Annotated in this window: 18 protein-coding genes and 1 tRNA gene; 17 read left to right on the forward strand and 2 right to left on the reverse strand. The window is 40.3% G+C overall.

What is annotated here, in order from left to right; translation table 11 throughout:
• Positions 1–56: 56 nt before the first annotated feature.
• The 10 genes from B5D29_RS08790 to B5D29_RS02730 all read left to right on the forward strand — a co-directional run bounded on the left by B5D29_RS08790 (position 57) and on the right by B5D29_RS02730 (position 13,235).
• Positions 57–296: a M64 family metallopeptidase gene (locus tag B5D29_RS08790; protein WP_242941727.1), complete on the forward strand. Its 240-nt coding sequence runs from the start codon at positions 57–59 to the stop codon at positions 294–296.
• Positions 262–885, forward strand: coding sequence for a hypothetical protein (locus tag B5D29_RS02695; protein ID WP_078768041.1), 624 nt, complete (start codon positions 262–264; stop codon positions 883–885). The genes B5D29_RS08790 and B5D29_RS02695 overlap by 35 nt, the downstream gene beginning before the upstream one ends.
• A 198-nt stretch (positions 886–1,083) precedes the next feature.
• Complete coding sequence (locus B5D29_RS02700) at positions 1,084–5,658, forward strand: DUF6273 domain-containing protein (RefSeq protein ID WP_078768042.1); 4,575 nt, start codon at positions 1,084–1,086, stop codon at positions 5,656–5,658.
• Positions 5,659–5,916: 258 nt separating this feature from the next.
• Positions 5,917–6,606, forward strand: a complete 690-nt coding sequence (locus B5D29_RS02705) for a ClpP family protease (RefSeq protein ID WP_078768043.1) — start codon at positions 5,917–5,919, stop codon at positions 6,604–6,606.
• Positions 6,606–6,815 carry a hypothetical protein gene (locus B5D29_RS08665; protein WP_159443379.1) on the forward strand — a complete coding sequence of 70 codons (210 nt, stop codon included), beginning with the start codon at positions 6,606–6,608 and terminating at the stop codon, positions 6,813–6,815. Before B5D29_RS02705 ends, B5D29_RS08665 begins: the two co-directional genes overlap by 1 nt.
• Positions 6,748–7,611: an undecaprenyl-diphosphate phosphatase gene (locus B5D29_RS02710; protein ID WP_159443380.1), complete on the forward strand. Its 864-nt coding sequence runs from the start codon at positions 6,748–6,750 to the stop codon at positions 7,609–7,611. The genes B5D29_RS08665 and B5D29_RS02710 overlap by 68 nt, the downstream gene beginning before the upstream one ends.
• 12 nt (positions 7,612–7,623) lie before the next feature.
• On the forward strand, positions 7,624–10,182 hold the full coding sequence (locus B5D29_RS02715) for a DNA translocase FtsK (RefSeq protein WP_078768045.1): 2,559 nt from the start codon (positions 7,624–7,626) through the stop codon (positions 10,180–10,182).
• On the forward strand, positions 10,175–12,091 hold the full coding sequence (locus B5D29_RS02720) for a YgiQ family radical SAM protein (protein WP_078768046.1): 1,917 nt from the start codon (positions 10,175–10,177) through the stop codon (positions 12,089–12,091). The genes B5D29_RS02715 and B5D29_RS02720 overlap by 8 nt, the downstream gene beginning before the upstream one ends.
• Positions 12,088–12,501 (forward strand): ComEA family DNA-binding protein, encoded by a 414-nt coding sequence (locus B5D29_RS02725; RefSeq protein WP_078768047.1) that lies wholly within the window; start codon positions 12,088–12,090, stop codon positions 12,499–12,501. The genes B5D29_RS02720 and B5D29_RS02725 overlap by 4 nt, the downstream gene beginning before the upstream one ends.
• Positions 12,502–12,503: 2 nt before the next feature.
• Entirely contained in the window at positions 12,504–13,235 is a 732-nt protein-coding gene (locus B5D29_RS02730; RefSeq protein ID WP_078768048.1) for a ComF family protein, read from the forward strand.
• Between the two features lie 368 nt (positions 13,236–13,603).
• Here B5D29_RS02730 and B5D29_RS02735 read toward each other — a convergent pair whose 3' ends face one another.
• Entirely contained in the window at positions 13,604–14,686 is a 1,083-nt protein-coding gene (locus B5D29_RS02735; protein WP_078768049.1) for a DUF5692 family protein, read from the reverse strand.
• 67 nt (positions 14,687–14,753) lie between these two features.
• The gene (locus B5D29_RS02740; RefSeq protein WP_078768050.1) at positions 14,754–17,531 is read right to left on the reverse strand and encodes an FAD-dependent oxidoreductase; all 2,778 of its coding nucleotides are present in this window, start codon (positions 17,529–17,531) and stop codon (positions 14,754–14,756) included.
• A 196-nt stretch (positions 17,532–17,727) separates the two neighbouring features.
• On the opposite strand from B5D29_RS02740, the gene B5D29_RS02745 reads away from it, so the two are divergent.
• The 7 genes from B5D29_RS02745 to B5D29_RS02775 all read left to right on the forward strand — a co-directional run bounded on the left by B5D29_RS02745 (position 17,728) and on the right by B5D29_RS02775 (position 25,210).
• Positions 17,728–17,804, forward strand: a tRNA-Arg gene (locus B5D29_RS02745).
• Positions 17,805–17,935: 131 nt separating this feature from the next.
• Positions 17,936–19,582: a Na/Pi cotransporter family protein gene (locus B5D29_RS02750; protein WP_078768051.1), complete on the forward strand. Its 1,647-nt coding sequence runs from the start codon at positions 17,936–17,938 to the stop codon at positions 19,580–19,582.
• Positions 19,583–19,633: 51 nt separating this feature from the next.
• Positions 19,634–20,740: a phosphotransferase enzyme family protein gene (locus B5D29_RS02755; protein WP_078768052.1), complete on the forward strand. Its 1,107-nt coding sequence runs from the start codon at positions 19,634–19,636 to the stop codon at positions 20,738–20,740.
• Between the two features lie 31 nt (positions 20,741–20,771).
• On the forward strand, positions 20,772–22,124 hold the full coding sequence (gene rlmD, locus B5D29_RS02760; RefSeq protein ID WP_078768053.1) for a 23S rRNA (uracil(1939)-C(5))-methyltransferase RlmD: 1,353 nt from the start codon (positions 20,772–20,774) through the stop codon (positions 22,122–22,124).
• 28 nt (positions 22,125–22,152) lie between these two features.
• Complete coding sequence (locus B5D29_RS02765) at positions 22,153–22,677, forward strand: nitroreductase (RefSeq protein WP_078768054.1); 525 nt, start codon at positions 22,153–22,155, stop codon at positions 22,675–22,677.
• Positions 22,678–22,883: 206 nt separating this feature from the next.
• Positions 22,884–23,558, forward strand: a complete 675-nt coding sequence (locus B5D29_RS02770) for a winged helix-turn-helix domain-containing protein (protein ID WP_078768055.1) — start codon at positions 22,884–22,886, stop codon at positions 23,556–23,558.
• Entirely contained in the window at positions 23,555–25,210 is a 1,656-nt protein-coding gene (locus B5D29_RS02775) for a sensor histidine kinase (protein ID WP_078768056.1), read from the forward strand. The genes B5D29_RS02770 and B5D29_RS02775 overlap by 4 nt, the downstream gene beginning before the upstream one ends.
• Positions 25,211–25,327 lie beyond the last annotated feature (117 nt).

A 25,327-nucleotide genomic window follows, 5' to 3' on the forward strand; every position in this document is an offset into this window, starting at 1 on the left:
TGTCCGGTTCGGAATATGAGCCTTATTATGTTCACGATTACATTGCGCAGTTTGCTATGGCTGTAAACACAAAATCAGATTTCGGCGGTGCATATAACAACCGTGAAAGTGGATTACATTATTTTATTTCGCCATCAGACAGTTACCGTGCGTCAAAAACTTTTGCTCACGAGTTCAGACATGGTTTGCTCGGTCTCGGTGATGAATACAGCAACGGATTTTTGCTTGAGGATAAGGAGCTTAAATCGCTCAATCTTTCTAATGAGCGTAAAGAAATACTCATATCAAATGCTTGATTTGTTCAGCTCTGATGAAAATTACGCATCGTTCCGTATAATTATTGTTGATTTGCTCAATTATGGCGCTGCATCACAAGTTTATGCTGGCTATCAAACCGATAATCTTGTGAATTCTGAATTGACTGATGTTCAAAAAAGTTGGGCAAGTGTTGATAATGAGGAATTCAAAAACATTAAGAATTACGATTACAAAACAATAGCTAATCCGACTGCTCGTTGGAGAACATCGGCGCTTGTACTTGATAATTCTGTAATGCTCCGAGCAAAGTTTTCAGCAGATAATATCGAAAACAAAACTGTAGAAATCATATGTAATGGCAGAACATTCACATATACCAAGAATGATTTTGTTGATAACGGAAATGGCACATATTATGTTTGCTGTGACGAATTATATGCAGATGAGATGAGCGATGATATTTTCCTAACTGTTTATGAAAACGGAGTTCCTTGCAGTAATACAATGCGCTTCAGCATCGAGTCATATGCTCGAATTATACGAGATAATTACCAAGGCAGTGACCTTGATAAATTAACCACCGCAATGATGCTTTACGGCAAAAGCGCAAGAGCGTATAGAGGCTAATATAGCACCGTTAACTAATTAAATATTTTTTAAAGTACATTCTGATTTTTTTGGAATGTACTTTTTTAATATTATAAAAATTGTATAATTTCACAATATGTTACCTTTGATAAATTTCAAGGTATCACCCAGGTAACATATTGCATTTTTTATATTCTGTGTTAAAATGTTTACAGCATTTTATTTGGAGGTAAAATAATGAAATTTGGTAAAAGATTAATCAGCTTGTTTTTGGCTGTACTTATGGCAACTAGTGTTGTCACCGCTGTGGATTTTTCTGCGTTTGCGGATTCTAATAGCGGAACAAATGTGGATATTAACGCAATAGCAAAGGACAATTCTTCAATTGCTATCGGAGATTACATTACACTTGGAACATATTATGGCGAACCGATATTATGGCGTTGTGTGGATATAGACGAGAACGGACCGTTGATGCTTAGTGATAAAATTTTATGTTTAAAAGCTTTCGATGCTGCCGGTGAAAGTGATGAATACCATAGTGATGGTTGGGGATATATTAGAAAAAGGTATGGTTCGAATTGTTGGTATGATTCGTCTATAAGACAATGGTTAAATACTTCCGGATCAGTTTCGTATTCGCATTGTCCACCAAGTAAGCAAAATGTTTATAATGGTTCTAATCCGTATGATGAAGAAAATGGATTTTTATCAGGGTTTTCATTAAATGATTTAAGAGAAATAAAGGAAGTAACACACCGAGTCTATTTGAATAGTTATGATCAAACAAGAAAAGGCTACTGTGATGGTGGAAGTAAAGAATTAAATTATCTTATAAACTCTTCAAGTAGTCCGATTGATTATTCAAAGTATTATTATCAAAATGTAACTGATAATTTATTCCTTTTGGGTCCGGAACAAATTGATGAGGCTTGTAATAATTTGGGGAAAAACTATATTTTATATCCCTATCCAACTGCTTCCGCAGTTAAAAACAGTACGTTTAAAAATTCAAGTTTAGACCCTTCAAAAACCTGGGAGACATTTTTTGGTGTTCCCAGAAATGAGGGAGCATCATATGAAAATGTAACTTTGTCATGTACTTTAGATGGTACAAATTCAACTCGTGTTATAGCGGCATATAATGGAGAAATTGGAATTCGTCCGGCTTTTTATTTAAACACAGAAATATACACTCAACATACAGAATACAATAAAGCAATTGAAAACATGCTCGGGGATATAAATTTGGGACCTTATGCATTAAATGGTGCTACTATTGATATTGCCGGTCACAAAATACCGCTCGTCAAATTGGAAGCCGGTATCAAAATGAGCATCGGCGATTTCAAAATTATTGACGATCAAAAAAATAATACCGTTCAAGTCCTTTTGGGATATGATCAAAAGGCATCCGCAAATATAGACGGGTCGATGAACAGCGGTTATTGGTCGGACTCGTATCGCGAAGTAAAAAGCATGTATCAAGATCTGACCGGCAAAAAGGTTGACACAACGCGATTGTGGAACAAATATTCCGCCATGCGAGGAAAACTCAAAAAGGTCGGATGCAATCTTGTTGTCGGAGTCGATGCCACATTTACAGGCTTTCTCGAGTTTAAAAAAGTAAACGGCGGTCTTGAATATTCCGACGGCGGCATGATGGCAGAGTTTAATGCCTCCGGCTCATTTCGTCATTATACCGGACCTGCTTATGCAACACTCGGCATAGGTCTCGGAGCAAAGGGCAAACTTTATTTTAAAAACGAAAACAACAAAATCAATCCTGCAATAAGCGTTGACCCGTCAATTGCATTGAGTGTGGGCGGCGGCATCGGCACACGAAATACATATGCCGAAATTGTCGGTTACGGCACGCTCGGCGCAAATATTTCCACTGCCGCAGAAACTCCGTTCAAGGCTTATCTCGACCTCGGCGTTAAATGGGGCGGCTATGTTTTGGGCAAAAAGATTGAAAAAATTTCAGGTGAGCGCTCCTTTGCCAAGGTGGAACTTTATCCGAATTTCGGCGCAGATGCATCTGCTCGTGCCAAATCTTTTGCCCTTACCAAAGGTGTCACGGTGCTCAATAAAAGCGGATATGACAGCCTGATTGATTCGGCTGAATATATCAACAGAGATTATCTTAAAAAATCCGATTCGTCAGCCAGAAAATCAAGGTCGAAAATCGCCGCTCAATCGGCTGATAACGGCTCACTGTCCAAATTTGAAAAAACAAATGCCTATCCGCTGAGTCAGCCCTCACTTGTCAGCTTTAATGATGATACGGCTCTTTTGGTTTGGATAGATGACAACGGCGAAAAGAGCGATGCCAATAAAGCCTCGCTGTATTATTCATATTACAACGGCACATCATGGTCGACACCTCAAACACTTTTTGAGGACAGAACAAACAACGATATGCCGAGTGTTTATTCAGATGGCGAAAGAGCATATATAGTTTGGCAAAGGGCGTCAAAGGTGTTTGATGACGCTGCCGATATGTCGGAAATGATAAAATACTATAATTTATACGAAACAACATTCACCGCTTCAAGCGGCGAGTTCAGCGACCCGATTCGCATTAATTCAAGCGACAATACTGCCTTTGAGTTTAATCCTGTTGTTTACGGCAGTGACGGCGCATTTTCAGTTTCGTGGATGGAAAATTCGGACAACAATGTTTATCAGGAAAGCGGAAATAACACTTTATATTTGGCAAAATATGATTCTGCCGGTGCACAAACCGAGCTTAACTCTGTTGTTTCAACTACCGACATTATCACAAAATTTGATGTGGCAGGCACATGCTTGTACTATTCCGTCCAAAGTGATGAAGCAAATTCGCTATATTATTATTCCTCGGGCAGTTCAACAAAGCTCGTTGATTCCGTAATTGATTTTTCTGGTTTTGACAATAGGGTTTATTACATAGACAATGACAGTGTGTTGAAAGATAAACATAAGCTTCAATATCCTTCAACATGGTGCTCTACAACATATTCTGAAATCTCCGGTTTACAAGATATTAAAATTGCTTATGACAGTCAAAAAAGTAATATTTATCTTTTTACAACCGCTGTAAATGAGGATTATACAAAGGATTTGTATTACTGCAAGATCGAATCGGAAACGTGCACTCCTCTTGAAAAATATTCTCAAAGTCATGCATTTATCAGGAATTATTCGCCTGTAGTATTATCTGACGGCACACCGTATGTTGCGTATAACAATATTGATTTGTCATCATCAACAGATTATGAGCAGTCAACACTCCTTGTCGACGGAAAAACCGAGTCTGTAGACACGCAGTTAAACTATGTCGATTTTGACAATTCGCAGTTAAATTCCGAGTCGATTGATTTAAAATGCGAAATTCAAAATAACAGCTCCGTAAATGTCAATAAATTCAACTTCACTGTGTCCAACAGCAAGGGCGATATTTTATCGTCGGGTGAGCTTAATTGCTTGGTCAACGCTTTTGCCTCATCGGTTGCGACAATCAATATCCCAACACCGCAGGACAAAAAGGATAAAATCACAGTTATGGTTTTACCCTCCGGTTATGATGATCATAACAAAGAAAACAACACGGTCACCACAACGCTTGAATGTGCTCACTCCTATGACGAAACGGTTGTTTTGCCTACCTGCGACGCCCCGGGCAAAATAACATATGTATGCAAATACTGCTCCGATGAATCCGAAACCGCTTTGGCACAACTTGACGGTTCTGCACTTCAATCGGCACTTGTAAAAGCAAAAAATATGATTGACTCCAAGGCTCAATATTCGTCAATGATTGAGGATGTCGAAACGCTTTACAACACATATTCCTCCGCTTATCACGATTATCATTATCAAGATGATATTGACAATGCTGCTACGAAGCTTCTTTCGGCTATCTCACTTACAGAAAATTTTGTGATTAAAACCGTTTCACTTTCGCTTGAGAGTAGCATAACAATGAACTTCAAGGTGTTCAAAAACAGTCTTTCGTCTTTTGATGACTTCTATATGACCTTTGAATGTGGCGGAAAAGAAGAAAAAGTTACGAATTATAAGCAGGACGGAAACTATTATGTGTTCTCGTACAAAGGCATAAATCCTCAGCTTATGAACGATAAGGTGACTGCTGTTTTGCACGCTAAAAACAGCAATGGTGAATACACAAGCCCTGAAAAGGTGATGAGTGTCAGAGAGTATGCCTATACAATGCTTGACCGATACAGTTCCGATGATCACTCAAAACTTCGTACTTTGCTTGTGGACTTGCTCAATTACGGTTCTGCGACACAAAAATATGTCGGTTATCAAACAGATAATCTTGCAAATTCAGACCTGACTGCCACTCAAAAAAGTTGGGCAAGCAAGGACACAAAAGAATTCAAGAACATCAGAAACTTTAATTACAAAACCATAAGTAACCCAACCGTACAGTGGAATTCTTGCGGTTTGGTGCTTGGCAATGCAATTATGTTTAAGGTGAAGTTCACCGCAAATAATGTTGAAAACAAAACCGTTGAAATCACCTTAAGAAACGCAAAGTTCACCTATGATAAAAATGATTTTAAAGATAACGGTGACGGCACATATTATGTGTATTGCAACGAACTTTTTGCACATGAAGTTAGTGACGAGGTGCTTCTTACGGTTTATGAAAACGGTGTTCCTTGCAGTAACACAATGCGTTTCAGCATTGAATCCTATGCCCGATTGGTAAGGGATAATTACAAGGGCACACCTCTTGACGAAATGATAACAACAATGATGCTGTACGGAAACAGCGCAAAAGAATATAAAAATGTATAAGGAGGTTAAAATGAAAAAGTATACAAAACCACAGGCTGAATTGCAGGAATTTAAAATCTGTGATGTTATTACAACAAGCGCCAATGATAATAGAGAACCTGTTGAAACACCTGATTTATAAAAACATAAGTTTTAAGAGCGGTCATTATGATCGCTCTTTTTATATAATATATAAATTAATAATTGTGTTGAAAAAATCGGCATAAAATGTTAAAATATAATGTAATGCTTTGTGCATAATAGTAAAGAGGTGCTGTTATGTGCAAAGAAAACGAAGATTTTAACGAAAACAACAATAACGGTGAGCAAGGCTCAACCTTTGAAACAGGCTCGATAACGGTCAAAAAAGATGGGCATTTCATTCATTGCCTGACTGTTATCGGTCAAATTGAGGGGCATTATATTTTGCCGAGCCAAAACAAAACCACCAAATATGAGCATGTCATTCCACAGCTTGTTGCGATTGAGGAAAGCAAGGAGATTGACGGATTGTTGATTATACTCAATACCGTTGGCGGAGATGTTGAAGCAGGGCTTGCCATTGCAGAGCTTCTTTCAACTATGAAAACTCCCACCGCTTCGCTTGTCCTTGGCGGAGGTCACAGTATCGGCGTTCCGCTTGCTGTCAGCTGTAAGCGTAGCTTCATTGTGCCGACTGCAACAATGACCGTGCACCCTGTTCGTATGAACGGAACGGTTCTCGGTGTTCCGCAAACCCTTTCGTATTTTGAAAAAATGCAGGATAGGATTGCAAGGTTTGTTGAGAATAATTCGCAGATTACAGCCGATGAATTCAGAGCATTGATGATGAAAACAGGCGAGCTGATTATGGATGTGGGTACTGTGCTTGACGGCGAAGAAGCTGTCAAATGCGGACTTGTTGATGAACTCGGTGGTTTATCGGATGCACTTGACTATCTTGAATCGGTAATTGAGGAGGAAAACTGATGCTTTATACTGTTGTTGATGTTAATGAAGTTTTTTATAAAAACGAAATGATTATTTCCAAGCCTCGTTCTACCAATCCTTATGATTATATCAGGACAGGCTATTATCTTGATAACGCTCAATTTTTCGGAGGAAAAAACAATGTCGATTTTAACTGCAATATTTCAGGCACTATTCCAAGCGGTGTGCCGAATTTTTCCAATAAGTGAAACTGCTCATTCTTCTGTTTTCCACGATTTTGCCGGCAGATTTTCAGGTGAGTGCTCGTCCCTCACCGGTATTGTACATATAGGTATCGCCGTGGGCATTGTAATTGCTTCTTATAAGCTGTTTTTGAAAATGTCTTATGAGCTGTTTTCCACTGTCGGCGATGTGTTCAAAAAACGACTAAAGGGAAGCAAACCAAGCGGTGCAAGGCATTATATGTATATGACTCTTATGAGCTTTTGCCCAATGCTTTTGTGGCTCATTCCTTGCGGTAAATACGGACTTCTTTATAATGTTCTTCGCACTACACAGTTCAACAAAACACTCCTTGATGACGGTCTGTTCCTTGCAATTACAGGCGTGCTTCTCATTCTTGCATCGGTTCAACTTGCAAAATCAAGCATACCAAAGCCGGTTGCGGAACTTCCTGCAATCATTGTCGGAGCATTGAGCGTATTTTTGATTCCTGTATCGGGTTTTTCGTTTATCGGTGTTGTGCTTGCCGTTCTTGTTCTTTTTGGTGTGAGCAAAAGACACGCAATCAATTATGCGTTGCTGATGAGCGTTCCTGTGCTTGTTGTCAGCGGTATTGTTGAGATTTGCATCAGCGTTACTCATGTCGGTGTTGCTTCGATTATTATCGGTCTTGTGATTTCAATCGTTGCTTCGTTTTTAAGCACCGTATTTCTCAAATACTTTGTCAGCAAAGGCTATTTGAAGTATTTTGGTTATTATGATGTCGCAGTCGGTATTATAATACTTGTTATCGGTATTTTTGAATTGATATTAAGAAAATAAAGTAGGTAAATTATGGCTAACAGTAAAAATTTTAAACAAAAACAGAATAAAAAGCCGACCCCTAAAAAGCCTGTTACTCATTCAAAAAAGGCTCTTGCAGAGTTTGAGGAGCAACAGAGAATTATGGATCTTGAAGCGCAGGCAAACAAAAACAGAATTGTCAGCATAATTATTTTTGCATTTTCGGTTTTGTTTTTCTTTGTTGCGGTTATTCCGGGCGAGAATTTTTGGAATGATGTTCACAATGTTTACATAGGTCTTTTCGGTTGGATGGCATCAATTGTTTTCCCGCTTTTGAGTCTTGCTTATTCGTTTCTTGTTCAAAAAACAAAGTCGAGTAAAAAGATGATTGCAGAGCCGATTTGTATTATTCTTATTGTGCTTTTTATCTCTGCATTTATTTATATCATAAAAGCAAAAAGCGGTGTCCCGTTCCTTGACACTTGCAAGAACGAGTTCGCAGATGCTCCGTTTAATTTTAACGGCGGATTTTTTGGCGCTGTTTTGGGATGGCTCTTTATGACAATGGGCAAAGCACCTGCGATTGTTATTGATTTGCTTTTTATAATCGTTGTGATTATGCTTCTTTCAAAGGTGACGGTCAATCAATTTTTCAAAAACACAACAAAGCCTGTTCGTGCTGTTGTTGAAAAGGCAACACCTTATATTGAGGAACGCCGTGAAAGACGCAGAATGAACAATGTTGATATTCCTCTTGACGATGAGCCTCCTGTTCAGGAAGAAAAGCCGAAGAAAAAGGCAAAGACAAAGGCTGAAAAAACACAGGATGTTGAGGAAGCAGAAGAACCTGCCGATGATTATTCCAAACTCATTGCCGAGATTAATCAGGCAACAAGCAAAAATAAGCAGAGCAGACAGGAAACAAAGAAAAAAACTATTGATGACATTGTTAAAACCGCAAGCGAGGATAAGACAGAAAAGCCTGATGAAGAAAAATCAGAGCCTATCCCAGAGTTTGTGGTTACAGAGGAGGATATGCAAAAGGAAGTTAAGGAATATAAACTTCCAAGCGTTGATATTCTCAAAACCGTTAAGCATAAATCTGCAAAAGATGTGTCTGCCGAACTTAAAAATAACGCAGAACTTTTGGTTGATACTCTTGCTTCGTTTGGTGTTCAGGCAGAAATCACCGATATTTCAAGAGGTCCGACGGTTACAAGATATGAATTAAAACCTGCTTCGGGTGTTCGTATCAGTAAGATTACAAATCTTTCGGATGATATTGCGCTTAACCTTGCAGCTGTAAATGTTCGTATTGAAGCTCCTATTCCGGGCAAAGCTGCTGTCGGAATAGAAATTCCGAATACCGTTAAAAACAGCGTTTCTATGCGTGAGGTTATTGATTCTGCCGATTTCAATGCTCAAAAGTCACTCCTGTCGGCAGGACTTGGCAAGGATATTGCAGGCAAAACCGTATTTTGTGATATTGCAAAAATGCCTCACTTGCTTATTGCGGGCACAACAGGTTCAGGTAAATCTGTTTGTATGAACTCAATTATTGTATCTATTCTTTATAGGGCAAATCCCGAAGAAGTAAAATTCCTTATGATTGACCCTAAAAAGGTAGAGTTTTCAAAATATGAGAACATTCCGCACCTTCTTGTTCCGGTTGTTACCGACCCACGCAAGGCTTCGGGTGCACTCGGCTGGGCAGTGTCGGAAATGCTTGAGCGTTATCAAAAGTTCAGCGACACAGGCGTGCGTGACATCGAAGGCTACAATCGTTATGTTGAAAAGCATGAGGATATGAAGCCAATGCCGAAGATTGTTATTTGCATTGATGAGCTTGCCGATCTTATGATGGCTGCTCCAAAAGAGGTTGAAGACAGTATTTGTCGTCTTGCTCAAATGGCTCGTGCCGCAGGTATGCACCTTGTTATCGCAACCCAAAGACCGTCTGTTGATGTCATCACGGGTCTTATTAAGGCTAATATTTCATCTCGTATCGCACTTACGGTTTCTTCCGCAATCGACTCTCGTACAATTCTTGATTCCAGCGGTGCAGAAAAACTTCTTGGTATGGGTGATATGCTGTATTCTCCTATCGGTTCAAACAAGCCACTCCGTGTTCAGGGTTGTTATATCAGCGATGACGAAGTCGAAGCACTTTGCGAATTCATCAAAAATCAGGGCGAAAGCGAGTACAGCGAAGAAATCCAAAAGGAAATCGAGAGTAAAGCCGTTCAGGACAAAACTTCAAACAAGTTTACCGATGGTGGTGATTCGGCTGAAAATCTTGACCCTCTGTTTGATGATGCGGTTGATGTCGTTCTTGAAAACGGCAAGGCTTCAACCTCGTTCTTACAGCGTAAGCTCGGAGTCGGTTATTCAAGAGGCTCAAAGATTATGGACCAAATGGAGGATAAGCACATTATCGGTCCTGCCGAGGGTGCAAAGCCGAGAAAGATATTAATCAATAAACAGCAATGGATTCAGATTAAGGCACAGGGTCCGGCACCTGAATTCACGGCTGATAACACAGAGCAGTTGGAATTTGGTTCTGATGAAGTAATAGATAATCAAGATTTGAACGAGGACAGCTATGAATAATTTTCTCCCCGTAAATCAAAAGGATATGTATGAAAGAGGATGGGAACAGCCGGATTTTGTGTATATTTCCGGTGACGCTTATGTTGACCATCCTTCTTTCGGTGCGTCAATAATCACTCGTGTGCTTGAAGCAAAGGGCTACAAGGTTGCTGTTTTGTCACAACCTGATTGGCACGGTACAAAGGATTTTGAGCAGTTCGGCAAGCCACGCTTGGGCTATTTCATTTCAAGCGGTAATATTGATTCAATGGTTGCTCATTACACCGTTGCCAAAAAGCCTCGTTCGGTTGATGCCTACACAGCAGGCGGTCAAATGGGCAAGCGACCTGACAGAGCAGTTATTGTTTATTCAAATATTGTAAAACAACTTTATCCCGATGTACCTGTAATTATCGGCGGACTTGAAGCATCACTTCGCCGTTTTGCACATTATGATTATTGGGATGATGCTGTTCGTCCGTCAATTCTACTTGACTCAAAGGCTGATTTGCTCATTTTCGGTATGGGAGAAAATCAAACTATTGAGATTGCCGAACGACTTAATAACGGCGAAAGCGTCGACACAATGCACGACATTCTCGGCACGGTTTATGCTGTTGACACAAAGGACACTCCATATGTCGGTGTTGAGTGTCCGTCATTTGAGAATGTTTGCTCATCAAAAAAGGAATATTCCAAGGCGGCTCGTATCGAACAGGACGAGCAGGATCATATCAGAGGTAAGGTTATCAAGCAGAAGCACGGCAAAAAAATGGTTGTTCAAAATCAGCCGATGCCGCCGCTAACAACAAAGGAACTCGATTGGGTTTATTCACTTCCGTATATGCGTGCTTATCATCCGATGTATGAGGCGCAAGGCGGTGTTCCGGGAATTCAAGAGGTTGAGTTTTCAATCACTCACAACCGTGGTTGCTTCGGTGCTTGCAATTTCTGTTCAATTGCTTTTCATCAGGGCAGATACATAACTACAAGAAGTAAAAAAAGCATTATGATTGAGGCTGAAAAGCTCACTCATATGCCTAATTTTAAAGGATATATTCACGATATAGGCGGTCCTACGGCTAATTTCCGTCAGCCGTCTTGTATGCTTCAAGAGGAACACGGACTGTGTAAAGGCAAAAAATGTCTTGCTCCAAAGCCGTGTAAAAACCTCGTTGCAAATCACGAGGAATATCTTGATATACTCCGCAGTGTCCGTCAACTTCCGGGCATCAAGAAAGTGTTTATTCGTTCGGGCATAAGATACGATTACCTTTTGCAGGATAAGGACGACAGCTTTTTCAGAGAACTTGTAAAATACCATGTATCGGGTCAGCTCAAGGTTGCTCCCGAACATTGTTCTGCCGCTGTTCTTGACAAAATGGGCAAGCCGCATATTGAGGCTTATATTGAATTTTCAAAGCGTTATTTTCAGTATACGGGCGAGATAGATAAGGAGCAGTATTTGGTGCCTTATCTTATGTCGAGTCACCCGGGTTCAACCCTTAACGACGCTATTGATTTGGCTTTGTTTTTAAAGAAAAATCATATTCGCCCTGAGCAGGTTCAGGATTTCTATCCTACTCCGGGCACAATTTCCACAACAATGTTTTATACAGGGCTTGACCCTTATACTATGGAAGAAGTTTATTCGGCTAAAAATCCGCACGATAAGGCACTTCAAAGGGCACTTTTGCAGTATTATAACCCAAAGAACTTTGCTCTTGTTGAGGAAGCACTTAAAAAAGCAAAGCGTTTTGATTTAATCGGTACAGACCCAAAATGTCTTGTCCGTCCGCAAAATTCAGCTCATCAAAAGCAGGGTACAGGCAGAAACAACGGTAAAAATAATAACAGAAATAATAAGAATAGGCAAAATTTTGCTCCCAAAAAGCAAAATAAATACGGTAGAAAAAAGAAAAGCAGATGAACGCAAAACAACAAGCAATGTTTATGATTGGCGTTGCACTTTTTGTTATGGCAGGAATTTTAATTTATGTGTCGCAGTCATCACCCGGAGTTTATACGGAAACTGCAACAGTTCAGCAAGAGGTCGCATCGCAAAAAGCATCCGAGTCCGTCAATTCAAAAACTGTAGCTTCCGATGAAGAAACTACATCTGCACCAAAGACCGAAAAGACTGTGACCTATCCCATAAACCTCAACACCGCAACTGTTGACGAGTTGGTTACTATTAGAGGAATTGGCGAAAGCAGGGCAAGTGCAATAATTGAATATCGTGAGTATCTCGGCGGATATACAAGCGTTGAGCAGATTAAGGAAATCAGGGGAATCGGTGAAAGTACATATTCCAAACTTGCACCTTATTTGACGGTGTAGTTATGATTAAAGATTTGTTTAAGACTTTTTCGTGGTTCGTGTTCACTCGCCGTTGTGATATTTGCGGTGAGGTTGTACCGCTTGGGCAGGGGAGATGTGACGATTGTCTAAATGCTCCCAAAATCAAAGGTGAAATATGCAAAACCTGTGGTGCAATAAAGCAAGATTGCAGGTGCAAGGATTCGCATCATAAACCTGAATACGAGGAATTTGTTGCTCCGTTTTATTATGACGGCAATATTAAAAAAGCTGTTCACAGATTAAAGTTTGCGGGATATTCCGAATTGTCAAAGGGAATGGCTGATGAAATCGCCAAAACGATAAAAAGGGAGTTTAAGCACATTAATTTTGATGCTATAACATATGTTCCACTTTCTCGAAAGAGGGAAAAGGCACGAGGCTATAATCAAGCAAAACTCATAGCTGAGGAACTGTCAAAGATTTTAGATATTCCGCTTGAAGATACTTTTTATAAGGCGTATGAAAATCTCTCTCAACGAAATCAATCTGCACGGCAAAGGCGAGCAAATGTGTTCGGTGCGTTTGATGTAAATGAGAACATTGATCCGGCAAACAAAACTTATCTTGTTGTGGATGATGTAAAAACGACAGGCGCAACACTTTCGGAATGTGCCGCTGTTCTTGATTGCTACGGTGCAACGGCAACCTATGCAACAGCCTTTGCAATGCGAAAACCAAAAAGTAAAAATAAGGATAAAGATAAAACGCAGTAGATTTTCGTCCACTGCGTTTTAGTCTGTCGATAAAGCTCCTGAAACACGCCAAAATAATATCAACCGAATTATGCCTCCACTTTTTTTAAAAGAGGAGGTGGCAACACATAGTGTTGACGGTGGGGTTAAAAAAGCTGTAAGTATTGAACTTACAGCTTTTTTGGTGTTTTTCGTTTTTTGCGAACAAGCAAATATAAGGCTTCTAAAAAATCTACGGATTTTTTGGAAAGAGGAAAAACATATGTAGTATACTTACAAAACTATGTTTTATTCTATACGGAATATGTTTTGACGAGGTACAGCAATGTTCGCAAAAAAACAAAATTCAGAACCTTTCTCAACAGCCTCTCCGTATTAAATACTATGAATCAAGCAACTTCTTCTGCTCTTGCCATAGCTTCCTTGAAGTCGTGCTGTTCTGTGAATACATCCTGCTTGTAAGGGTTGATGTGCTTTTGCTTTGACTTCTTGATGATTGCCATAATGCAGATTACATTTGCAACGATGGCAAGTACAGAGATGATGCCCTGTGCCTTTGGGTCTGCATCAGCCTGTGTGAGTGCAAGATTTGCATCCATAACACCGTTTTGGATCGTTGTTCTGATTTCTTCGCCTCTTGCACCGTATACTGTCGGAAGCACGGTGAAGATACTCTGATTGAGGAATGTAGGGCAAACTTGTGCAAACATACACCAAAGTGCAAGTGTGTTTGCTCTGTTTTGAATCCAACCGCCCTTGTTCCAGAATGCGTTTGCAAATGTCGGTGCAAGAAGAAGCGCAACACCGCAATACCAAGTGTGAAGCGGAAGATTGTTGTATGTGTATGCAAAATTCCAAATGTCGTATGCAATGATAAAGCACCATGTCATATCAGGCCAAAGCATATCTTTTTGGTCCTTTGATGAATAGATGCCCCACCAGCTTGTCATACAGAAAATGTTGATGATACCGGCAATACCGTTAAGGATGTTCCACCATCCGCCGTAGAGCCAAACGCCTTCGTTTGAGTACCACCAGCCACCTGCGATTGAGCCTGCTTGGAAGCCTTTTACAGCTGATTCAAAGTCAGAAGCAACTGCAATAAGGATGTTGATTGCAACGATTACAAACGGAAAAACTTTGAACCAATCTTTTTTGCCAATGCCCCATTTGTATTTGATGAACATAAAACCGATACATCCGATCGTTGCGGCATACAGCTTGGCGTAATGGAACCATCCGCCCATTTGCACAACCGTTTGGTTGTTGACTGCCCAATCGGCACCTTTTGCGTTACCTATTGCAAGAGCAATGAAGTAAACTGTGAGCACAGCCGGAACAACCAAGAAACAGAAAATTCCGCCTGCTTTTGAACGCCTTGCAACTTCGTTGAGAAGCACAAGTGCAGCGAATACCATCACCCAACCGAGAAGTTGGTATATAGAGGTATCACCATAAATTTGGAAAAACACGAGTAATTCCTCCTTTGAATAATAATATATTTACGGTTCAAGGAAGTGAGCCGTTAAGCTTTCAAAATTATTTGTTTTTTGATGCTTTCTTGATTTTGATTTGACGCTTAATCATATATGGCAAAATCTTCTTCATCTTGTCCTCCGCCTTAACCATATTTGAGCAGTTAGGGCGTTCTCTGACAATCTTAATAGCATCAAATTCACACTTTGTTGTGCAAATACCGCAACCAACGCATCTGTTTTTGTCAACGATTGTTGCACCACAGCCGAGGCAACGGGCAGTTTCAGTCTTGACTTGTTCTTCTGTGAGGAACTTGTCGTCATCTCTGAATCCAAGCTCTTTAACCTGCTTTGTGGCTTGTGGAATTTGACGGGAAGAATTATCGTAGCTTTCAAGCACAATGTCATCCTTGTCAAGCTCAACATAGTATCTTGGATTCCTGCCGATTGTAAGTGATGAATGTGGCTGAACAAATCTGTGGATAGAAATTGCAGCTTCCTTGCCTGTTGCAATAGCGTCAATTGCAAAGCGTGGACCTGTGTATGCGTCACCGCCGACAAAAATATCTTCTTGTGCTGTTTGAAGTGTCTTTTCATCAGCCTGAAGTGTACCGTTTTTGTTGATTATAGTTGCGGCACCGTCAAGCAAATTGCCCCAAACAATGCTTTGACCTATACTCAAAATAACATTGTCGCATTCAACAGTGATTGTGTCGTCCTCGTCATATACAGGAGCAAATCTGCCTTGTTCGTCCTTAACCTGAACACACTTTTTGAATACAATTGCCTTAACTTTGTCTTTTTTCTTGATGATTTCCTTTGGACCCCAAGAGCAATTAATCTTTACTCCGTCCTCTTCGGCTTCCTCAATTTCATAGTCAGCCGCCGGCATTTCGTTTCTTGCTTCAAGGCAGAACATCTGAACATTCTGGCCACCGCATCTTCTTGCAACTCTCGCTGCGTCAATTGCAACATTACCGCCACCGACAACTACAACATCTTTGCCGAGGTCAAATTTTTCTGTTGCGGCACATTCGTGGAGGAATTCAACAGCAGTGAACACACCCTCTGCGTCTTCACCCTCAATGCCTGCTTTTCTGCCGCCTTGTGCACCTACGGCAATGTAGAATGCTTTGTAACCCTGCTTGCGAAGTTCGTCAAGTGTGATGTCCTTGCCAACCTCTACACCGCATTTGATTTCAACACCAAGCTCCTTGATGATGTCAATTTCGGCAGAAATAACATCCTTTTCAAGTTTATAGTTTGGAATACCGTAGCGGAGCATACCGCCGGCTTCTTCGTTCTTTTCAAATACGGTTACATTTACATAGCCTTTTTCTGCAAGATAATATGCACACGAAAGACCTGACGGACCTGCACCGATGATGGCAATCTTTTCATCAAATTGACCTCTGACACTCGGCACAACCTTTTTTGGAACATATCTTGTTTCGGCGTCCAAATCCTTTTGTGCAATGAATTTTTTTATGTCGTCAATAGCAACAGCTCTGTCAACAGTGCCTCTTGTGCAGGCATCTTCGCATCTCTTGTTGCAGATTCGTCCGCAAACGGCAGGGAACGGATTTTCTTTTTTGATGAGTGCAAGAGCATCTGTGTATCTGCCTTGAGCAGCCATCTTTATGTATCCCTGAACCGCAATGTGTGCAGGACAAGCTGTTTTGCAAGGAGCAGTGCCTGATTCGTGAGTGTTGATACGGTTTTTATCTCTGTATTCTTCTTCCCACTTTTCAGGTCCCCACTTTGTTTCGTCAGGAAGTTCCTGCTTTGGATATTCAACTTCACCGTGCGATGTGCATAGTTTTTGACCGAGTTTGAGTGCACCGGCAGGGCAGTGCTCAACACATCTTCCGCAAGCAACGCAGTTGTCCTTATTTACATCGGCAACATATGCACTTCTTGAAAGGTTAGGTGTGTTGAAAAGCTGTGATGTACGCAGTGCGTAGCAAACATTTACATTGCAATTGCAAATGGCAAAAATCTTGTTTTCGCCGTCAATGTTTGTGATTTGGTGCACAAAGCCGTTGTCCTCTGCTTTTTGGAGAATTTCGAGTGCTTCTTCCTTGGTGATGTATCTGCCACCTTTGTTGGTTTCAACAACATAGTCTGCCATATCACCCACAGCAATGCACCAATCGTTTGTGTCGTCTGCACAGCCCTCGTCATATGTTTTTCTCGAACGGCGACAGCTACAAGGGGAAGCCGCATATTTTCCATCATATTTGTCAAGCCAGTATGAAATATGTTCAATGTCAAGTGATTGATTTTGCGTGTCAATAGCCTTTTCAACAGGAATAACATGCATACCGATTCCTGCACCGCCTTCAGGAACCATTGGAGTAACCTTTTCAAGCGGAATACGGCTCATTCTTTCAAAAAATCTGCCCATTTCAGGATGCTCAGCAAGCACACTTTCGCTCATATTTGTGAATTCGGCACTTCCCGGAACATACATAGGAAGCACCCATTGCTTTTCGTGCTGTGGATTTTCCCAGTTGTATTCAAGGATACCGACTTCGCTCAAGTCGTGAAGCAACTGCTCGAGTTTTTCGTCTGTCATATTAGGCATTTTTTGAGACAGTTTTTTCATATCTGCCCAGGTTCTCGGCTTTCTTTTGCCCATAAGAATAGCAAGTTCTGCCATCTCGTCTGTACATATAGGAGCAAGTCCCCAGTATTCAGGCGATTCCTTTGTGATTTTTTCCTTGCCGATTTTAACAGGCAATCTGTCTGTTATGAGCTTTCCAAGTCTTACGATAGGCTCACGGATAGGCTCGTCATTGTTCATTGTGTCAGGAACAAATCCTGCAAGTTTGTCTGCCATAGTCCACCTCGTTAATATATATTACATTATTATATTGTGGTTTATAACCTCTGTTTGCCCTTATTTTATTACAGGTGTATAAAAAAGTCAATATATAAATTTATACTATTTTTATTTGACAAAAAAAGTTTTAATAATTATAATAGAATATGGTGTGTCAAAGTGCCGCTTTTTTTCGCTTTGTCAAACTCAATACCTGCCCGTAGCACAGCTGGATAATGCCTCCGACTCCGACTCGGAAGATCACGAGTTCGAATCTCGTCGGGCAGGCCATTTTTTAGTCTTATTTTAAGATTTTAGTAAAATAAATGTAAAATTTTCTTGACTTTTATTATATATTATAAGATAATTTATATGCATATTATATAAAAGACATAGACTAATTTTGTGTAAGAGGAAAATATATGGGTATATCTAACATCATCAGCCTTCTTGGCGGTCTTGGTTTGTTTTTGTTCGGAATGAAATATATGTCCGATGGCTTAAATCAGGTCGCAGGTAACAAGATGAGATTGCTTCTTGAAAAGCTAACTCGTAACAGATTCAAGGGATTTTTGCTCGGTGTTTTGGTAACAGCTGTTATTCAGTCATCATCTGCCACAACCGTTATGCTTATGGGCTTTTTGAACGCCGGCATTATGGATTTGGCACAGGCAACAGGGGTTATTATCGGTGCAAATATCGGTACCACAATCACCGCTGTTCTTATTGCTATTGATGTTTCTGCCATTGCACCGTTTTGCATTTTTATAGGAACGGTTATGGCTTTGTTCAGCAAAAAACAAACACAAAAGTTTATCGGGCAAATTATTCTCGGCTTTGGTGTTTTGTTCTTTGGTTTAAAGTATATGAGCGGTCCCGAAGCTATGGGAGTGCTTAAAACAAGTGCGGCATTTCAGACATTTATTACAAAAGCCAATAATCCGTTTCTCGGCCTTTTGATTGGCTTTATTATGTGTTCCGTGCTTCAAAGCTCAAGTGCGTCAATCGGTGTTTTGCAGGCTCTTGCAATGACAAGTGCAAGCCTTATGCCGATGAAGTTTGCAATTTATCTTATTATCGGTATCAATGTAGGCTCTGCAATGCCGCTTTTCCTTTCTGCTCTCGGTGCAAAAACAAATGCAAAGCGTGCCGCAGTTATTTACTTTATTTTCGATTTTGTGGGTATGCTGATATTCACACCTATTGCACTCATATTCCCACAGTATGCCGAGTGGATAACAACCTTGTCGGATAACGGCTCGGTGCAGGTCGCTATTGCACATATCATTTTCAAGGTAGTTACTGCCTTTGTTATGTTGCCGTTCATAAAATGGGTTGTTAAACTCAGTGAAGTTATTATCAAACCTAAAGAGCACGACACTCGACTTCGCTTTGAGTTTATTGACAAGAAAATCAGCGAAAACCCTATTTCAACCGCACTTCAAATCGGTAGTGAGGTTGAGCGTATGGCAAGACTTGTCAGACATAATTTTGTCATTGCCTGCGAGGGATTCCTTGTTATGGACAATAGCAAACATCGTGAGCTTGAAGAAAATGAAGAACTTATAAATTGGCTTAATCATAATATTTCCGACTTTATGATAACCGTTACTTCAAAGGAAATTACCGGTGATGTGTCGGAATATATTGGTAAACTTTTCCATGTAATTACCGACCTTGAAAGAATCGGTGACCATGCAGAAAATATTATGAGAAGAGTGACCACTGCAAAAGAAGAAAATTACGAGTTTTCGGATATAGGTATTGCAGAATTTAAGGAAATATATGAGGTTGACCTTGAACTTCTCGACCGTGCACTCGGTGCTTTCACAAACAAGCATTTGACCGATGCAGAGGAACATCAGCTTCATTATCTTGAAGATACAATTGATTATCTCACATTGCAGGCACAGGACAATCATGTTCAACGACTTCGTGAAAAGAAGTGCCACACTTCGTCGGGTGTTATATTCACAAAGGCACTTCAAGACCTTGAAAGAGTCGGTGACCATTCATATAATATTGCTTGGGCTGCAAGGATTGATAAGGATTTGATTAGACAAATTTAGTGATTATTAAAAAATAATATATTTAAAATATATTATGGAGGAGATATAACAATGGCAAATATCAGAGAGGTTATTGATATTTTTAATTTTAAAGGCGATTTTGTTGATGTTGAGGAGTTTGGCTCAGGTCATATCAACAAAACATATCTTGTAAAATTTAATAATGAAGGCTCGGAGCAAAGATACATTCTTCAACAGCTTAATGACAATGTTTTTAAGAATATCGAACAGCTTATGAAAAATGTTTTTGCCGTAACGTCATATCTTCGTTCTGTTATTAAGAAAAACGGCGGTGACCCTGACAGAGAAACATTGCACTATATCCACACTAAGGACGGCAATGAATTCTATAAGTCACCGGAGGATAATACATATTACAGAGCATATATCTTTGTTCGTGATTCTGTCAGCTTCAACACTGCTGAAAATGCAGAAATGTTCAAATCGAGTGGTGAGGCTTTCGGCAAGTTCCAAAGACTTTTGTCTGATTTTAATGCGGAAGAACTTACAGAAACAATTCCGCACTTCCACGATACTTTGTGGAGATACAACAACGAGTTTGTTCCTGCTCTTGAGAAGAATGCTTCGGGTAGACTTGACACTTGCAAGGCAGAGGTTGATTTTGTGAATAAGTATGCCGATGAAATGGGCAAACTCACCGCAATGACCGAGAAGGGCGAACTTCCGCTCCGTGTAACTCACAACGACACAAAGCTCAATAATGTTATGTTTGATAAGGATACAAACAAGTGCGTTTGCGTTATCGACCTTGACACCGTTATGCCGGGTCTTGCTCTTTATGATTTTGGTGATTCAATCCGCTTTGGTGCATCAACCGCTGCCGAGGACGAAACCGATCTTGATAAGGTAGAAATGGATTTGGATTACTTCAAGGCTTATGCAGAGGGCTTTTTGGGCGAAGCAGGTGAGTACTTCAATCAAGCAGAAATTGACAACCTTGCATTTGCCTCAAAGCTTATGACTCTCGAATGCGGTATGCGTTTCTTGACCGACTACATCAACGGCGATGTTTATTTCAGAACAGAATATCCTGAACATAACCTTGACCGTGCACGCAATCAGTTCAAACTTGTTGCTGATATGGACAGCAAGATGGACAAGATGGAAGAAATTATTAAAAATATACAGAAGGCATAAGGGTGGTTATATACTGCCCTTAACTTAATTTATGAGTATTAAGAAAAACGATGATATAACATTAAAAATTGAAGATATGACAAACGAAGGCTCGTCAGTCGGTCACTATGACGGTATGGCGGTTTTTGTTCGTGGCGCAGTAACGGGTGATGAAATTATCGCTCATATTATCAAAGCCAAAAAGAACTATGCAATCGGCATTGTAAAAGAAATTCTCAATCCGTCACCATGCAGAATTGAGTCCGTTTGTCCTGTGTCTGACAAGTGCGGAGGCTGTTCGTTTAGAAATATGACTTATGATGCCGAGCTTCAATATAAGCAGGGCAGAGTAGCAGACGCCGTTAAAAGAATAGGTCATATTGATGCTACGATCAAGCCGATTATCGGTGCCGATACGGTTGATAATTATCGCAATAAGGCACAATATCCTGTTTGCATCACAAACGGCGAACTTCAGGCAGGCTTTTATGCTTACAAAAGTCATAGGATTATTCCGTGTGCAGATTGCCGACTTCAGCATAGTAGCTTCAAAGATATTCTCGACATAATCGCAAAATGGGTGCGTGCAAATAATGTTACATCTTATGATGAACAAACTGGCAGGGGACTGCTCCGCCATATTTATATTCGCAGAGCACCGATGACGGCAGAAACAATGGTCTGCCTTGTCATCAACGGCAAGAGTGTGCCGAATGAAATCGACCTTGTTGCTTCGCTTAAGCAGCATGACGGAGTAAAGTCAATTTGCTTAAATATTAATCGAGAAAACACAAATGTAATTCTCGGTAACGAAACAAAACTGATTTACGGCGAACCGACTGTTACAGATGTTTTGCTTGGCAAAAAGTTTGTGATTTCGCCAGAGTCATTTTATCAAATCAACCACGACCAATGCGAAAAATTGTACACTAAAGCTGCCGAATATGCAGGTTTGACAGGCAACGAAACCGTTGTTGACCTCTACTGCGGTGTCGGTACAATCGGATTGACAATGGCAGATAATGCAAAGCAGATTTTCGGTATTGAGATTATCCCGCAGGCTATTGAAAATGCAAAAATCAACGCCAGACAAAACGGAATAACAAATGCAGAATTTTTCTGCGGTGATGCCTATGACGGTGCAAAGGAACTTGAAAAAAGAGGAATAACTCCCGATGTCGTTATCCTCGACCCACCTCGCAAGGGCTGTCAAAAAGAACTGTTTGATGTTGTTGAAAAAATGAACCCAAAGAGAATAGTTTATGTTTCGTGCGACAGCGCCACCCTCGCCCGAGATTTGGAAATTCTACAAACAAAAGGCTACCAAACCCTCGAAGTCACCCCGGTTGATATGTTCCCCCGCACTCCGCACACAGAAGCAGTGGCACTTATTGAAAGAAATTAATAGATGCATAAATTTTGGAGGTATGATTATGTCCGATATGTTAGATGTTATGAAATCAAGAAGAAGTATTAAGAAATACAAGTCCGCTCCTGTGGCTGACGAACTTCTTGACAAAATTGTTGAAGCCGGTCTTTATGCCGCAAACGGCAGAGGTAACCAAAATTCAATTATTATCAAGGTGACAGACAAAAAAGTTCGTGATGAACTGTCTGCACTTAATTGCAAAATCGGAGGCTGGAAGCCTGATTTTGACCCGTTTTATAACGCTCCTGCCGTTCTTGTTGTTCTTGATAAAAAGGACAGCTCAACCTGTGTTTATGATGGCAGTCTTGTAATGGGCAATATGATGCTCGAAGCGCACGCTTTGGGTCTTGGCAGTTGCTGGATTCACCGTGCCAAGGAAGAATTCGAAACCGAGCAAGGCAAACAACTCCTTGAAAAACTGGGCATCACGGAGGAATATGTCGGCGTGGGTCATTGCATAGTCGGTTATCCTGACGGCGAAGCACCAAAAACACCAGACAGAAAGCCTAACAGAGTTTACAGTATTTGATAATAAAAACTTTACAATTTATGTAAAACTCCTTGATTTATAAAATCGGGGAGTTTTTGTTGTATATGGCGGTTTCATATTGTATAATAAAATTGTAAAGATTGATTGTAAAGAAAAATTTGCAATTTTACTTAGATTTTACAAACCTTGTGTTTTTGATTTTACTTTTTCTTTGTAATATTAAAGTAAAGAAAGGCGGAATAATTATGATTTACTGTATAGAAGATGACAACGGCATCAGAGATTTGATTGTATACACTCTTACCGCCTCCGGATTTGAAGCGAAAGGTTTTGCGGATTCAACCGAATTTTGGTCTGCCGTTAAGGAAGAAACTCCAAATTTGATTTTGCTTGATATTATGCTTCCGAATGAGGACGGTATCAGCATCCTTAAAAAAATCCGTTCCGACAACAGAACGGCTGATATTCCCGTTATTATGGAAACGGCAAAGGAAACCGAGTACGACAAGGTTGTTGCTCTCGATTTGGGTGCTGACGATTATCTCACAAAACCATTTGGTATGATGGAAATGGTGTCAAGAGTAAGAGCGGTTCTTCGCCGTTCTTTAAAAGAAGATAAAAAGCAAGATTTGAAACTTAACGATTTGAAAATAGACACAGCTAAACATATTGTTTATGCCAATGGCGAGGAAATCAATTTGACCTTGAAGGAATATGATTTGCTCAAACTGTTTATGGAAAATATCGGCAGAGCATTTACTCGTGATCAGCTTTTAAGCTGTGTTTGGGGCACAGAATATGTTGGCGAAACAAGAACGGTTGATGTGCATATCGGCACGCTTCGTACCAAACTCGGGAAATGCGGAGATTATATAAAAACCGTTCGTGGTGTCGGTTACAGAATGGAGGATAAATTATGACAAAAAAGATTTTTCGCTCTATTTGTTCCGTTGCAGTTTGTATCACTCTTGCTGTGCTTGCCATAATTTTGGGCGTGCTTTATAATTACTATTCCGATATTCAAAGGCAACGCCTTGACACGCAGGCAGAATATGTTGCAAGTGCGGTTGAACTTGACGGTATGAATTATCTCAATAAAATTGATGACAAAACCTATCGTATGACTTGGATTGATAAGAACGGCAAGGTGCTTTTTGATAATGAAGCAAATACCGATGAAATGGGCAATCACCTTGAGCGTTCGGAAGTCAAACAAGCAATAATGACAGGCAAGGGAAGCGCAGACAGATATTCGGAAACCCTTACGGAACATCTTTATTATACCGCCGTTCGCTTGGATGACGGTAGCGTAATGCGACTTTCCGTCAACGAACTTTCGTGGTGGGCACTTCTTCTTGCAATGCTTCAGCCGATTATAATTGTGTTCTTGGTTGCGGTGCTTGTTTCACTATATTTTGCATATAGACTTTCAAAGAAAATCGTTGAACCTCTTAATCAAATTAATCTTGACAAGCCTGATGACGCAAAAGTATATGAGGAACTTACACCGCTCCTTGAAAAAGTCAGAATTCAGAAAAAACAGATAAAAAATCAACAGCTTGAACTTGAAAAGAAACGAAACGAATTTGAAGCGGCAACCGAAAATATGTCAGAGGGAATTATTCTTCTTAATTCCGACGGCGTGATTATCAGTATAAACAAAACCGCTTCACGACTTCTCGGCATAAGCAGTTATTGTGTAGGAAAAGATTTACTTCTTTTCAGCAGTGGCGTTGAGGTTCAGGAGCTTCTCCGCAAGGCAGAAAACGGCAAGCATAGCGAAATCATCCTTGATATTGATGATGTAAGCTATCATTTCAGCGCAACTCCGATTATGTCGGGCGACAAGGTAACAGGTGTTGCACTTATTATCTTCGACTTTACGGAAATGGAAAAGGCAGAGGAAGTTCGCAGAGAGTTCACGGCAAATGTTTCACACGAGCTTCGCACTCCGCTTCAAACAATCGCAGGCAGTGCCGAACTTCTTTCAAACGGTATGGTTGCCGAAAAAGATGTTCCGCAGTTTTCACAGAAGATTTACAAAGAAGCAAAGCGACTTATCACTCTTGTTGAGGATATTATCAAACTTTCTCATCTTGACGAAGAAAGTTCGGATATAATTTCCGAAAAAGTTGACCTTTATGATGTGTCAAAAATGACGGTTACCAACCTTACTCCTGTTGCAGAAAAGGCAGGTGTTGAGCTTGCTGTAAAGGGTGAGCCGTCAATCATCACCGGCAAATCACAGCTTCTTACAAGTATTGTATTTAACCTTTGCGATAATGCCATCAAATACAATCGTCCGGGTGGCAGAGTTGAGGTTGAGGTTAAGAATTGTGTCGATTGTGTAAAGCTTTCTGTAAGCGATACGGGTATAGGTATTCCTCTTGACCAGCAGTCAAGAATATTTGAGAGGTTTTATCGTGTAGATAAAAGCCGTTCAAAAGAGGTTGGCGGAACAGGTCTTGGTTTGTCAATCGTAAAGCACGCCGCCAAACTTCACAATGCCGAAATCGAACTTAGAAGCGTGGTAGGCAAGGGAACAACAATTATTCTCACTTTTCCAAAATAATTAAACAATCAAGGCTCTCTTTGATTTACTTTCAAGGGGAGTCTTTTCTGTTTTTTAAACATATAAAAGCTTTACACTTTACATTGATTTTACATAACCTTGATAATAGATTTGATG

The sequence above is a fragment of the Eubacterium coprostanoligenes genome (genome assembly GCF_900167205.1).
In the GTDB taxonomy this organism is placed as follows: Bacteria; Bacillota; Clostridia; order Oscillospirales; family Acutalibacteraceae; genus Eubacterium_R; species Eubacterium_R coprostanoligenes.

Excerpts from the sequence above, each read along its gene's own strand:
- B5D29_RS08790 (WP_242941727.1), top strand. The coding sequence starts at position 57 with ATGGCTGTAAACACAAAATCAGATTTCGGCGGTGCATATAACAACCGT.
- B5D29_RS02695 (WP_078768041.1), top strand. The coding sequence starts at position 262 with ATGAGCGTAAAGAAATACTCATATCAAATGCTTGATTTGTTCAGCTCT.
- B5D29_RS02700 (WP_078768042.1), top strand. The coding sequence starts at position 1,084 with ATGAAATTTGGTAAAAGATTAATCAGCTTGTTTTTGGCTGTACTTATG.
- B5D29_RS02705 (WP_078768043.1), top strand. The coding sequence starts at position 5,917 with ATGTGCAAAGAAAACGAAGATTTTAACGAAAACAACAATAACGGTGAG.
- B5D29_RS08665 (WP_159443379.1), top strand. The coding sequence starts at position 6,606 with ATGCTTTATACTGTTGTTGATGTTAATGAAGTTTTTTATAAAAACGAA.
- B5D29_RS02710 (WP_159443380.1), top strand. The coding sequence starts at position 6,748 with ATGTCGATTTTAACTGCAATATTTCAGGCACTATTCCAAGCGGTGTGC.
- B5D29_RS02715 (WP_078768045.1), top strand. The coding sequence starts at position 7,624 with ATGGCTAACAGTAAAAATTTTAAACAAAAACAGAATAAAAAGCCGACC.
- B5D29_RS02720 (WP_078768046.1), top strand. The coding sequence starts at position 10,175 with ATGAATAATTTTCTCCCCGTAAATCAAAAGGATATGTATGAAAGAGGA.
- B5D29_RS02725 (WP_078768047.1), top strand. The coding sequence starts at position 12,088 with ATGAACGCAAAACAACAAGCAATGTTTATGATTGGCGTTGCACTTTTT.
- B5D29_RS02730 (WP_078768048.1), top strand. The coding sequence starts at position 12,504 with ATGATTAAAGATTTGTTTAAGACTTTTTCGTGGTTCGTGTTCACTCGC.
- B5D29_RS02740 (WP_078768050.1), bottom strand. The coding sequence starts at position 17,531 with ATGGCAGACAAACTTGCAGGATTTGTTCCTGACACAATGAACAATGAC.
- B5D29_RS02750 (WP_078768051.1), top strand. The coding sequence starts at position 17,936 with ATGGGTATATCTAACATCATCAGCCTTCTTGGCGGTCTTGGTTTGTTT.
- B5D29_RS02755 (WP_078768052.1), top strand. The coding sequence starts at position 19,634 with ATGGCAAATATCAGAGAGGTTATTGATATTTTTAATTTTAAAGGCGAT.
- rlmD (WP_078768053.1), top strand. The coding sequence starts at position 20,772 with ATGAGTATTAAGAAAAACGATGATATAACATTAAAAATTGAAGATATG.
- B5D29_RS02765 (WP_078768054.1), top strand. The coding sequence starts at position 22,153 with ATGTCCGATATGTTAGATGTTATGAAATCAAGAAGAAGTATTAAGAAA.
- B5D29_RS02770 (WP_078768055.1), top strand. The coding sequence starts at position 22,884 with ATGATTTACTGTATAGAAGATGACAACGGCATCAGAGATTTGATTGTA.
- B5D29_RS02775 (WP_078768056.1), top strand. The coding sequence starts at position 23,555 with ATGACAAAAAAGATTTTTCGCTCTATTTGTTCCGTTGCAGTTTGTATC.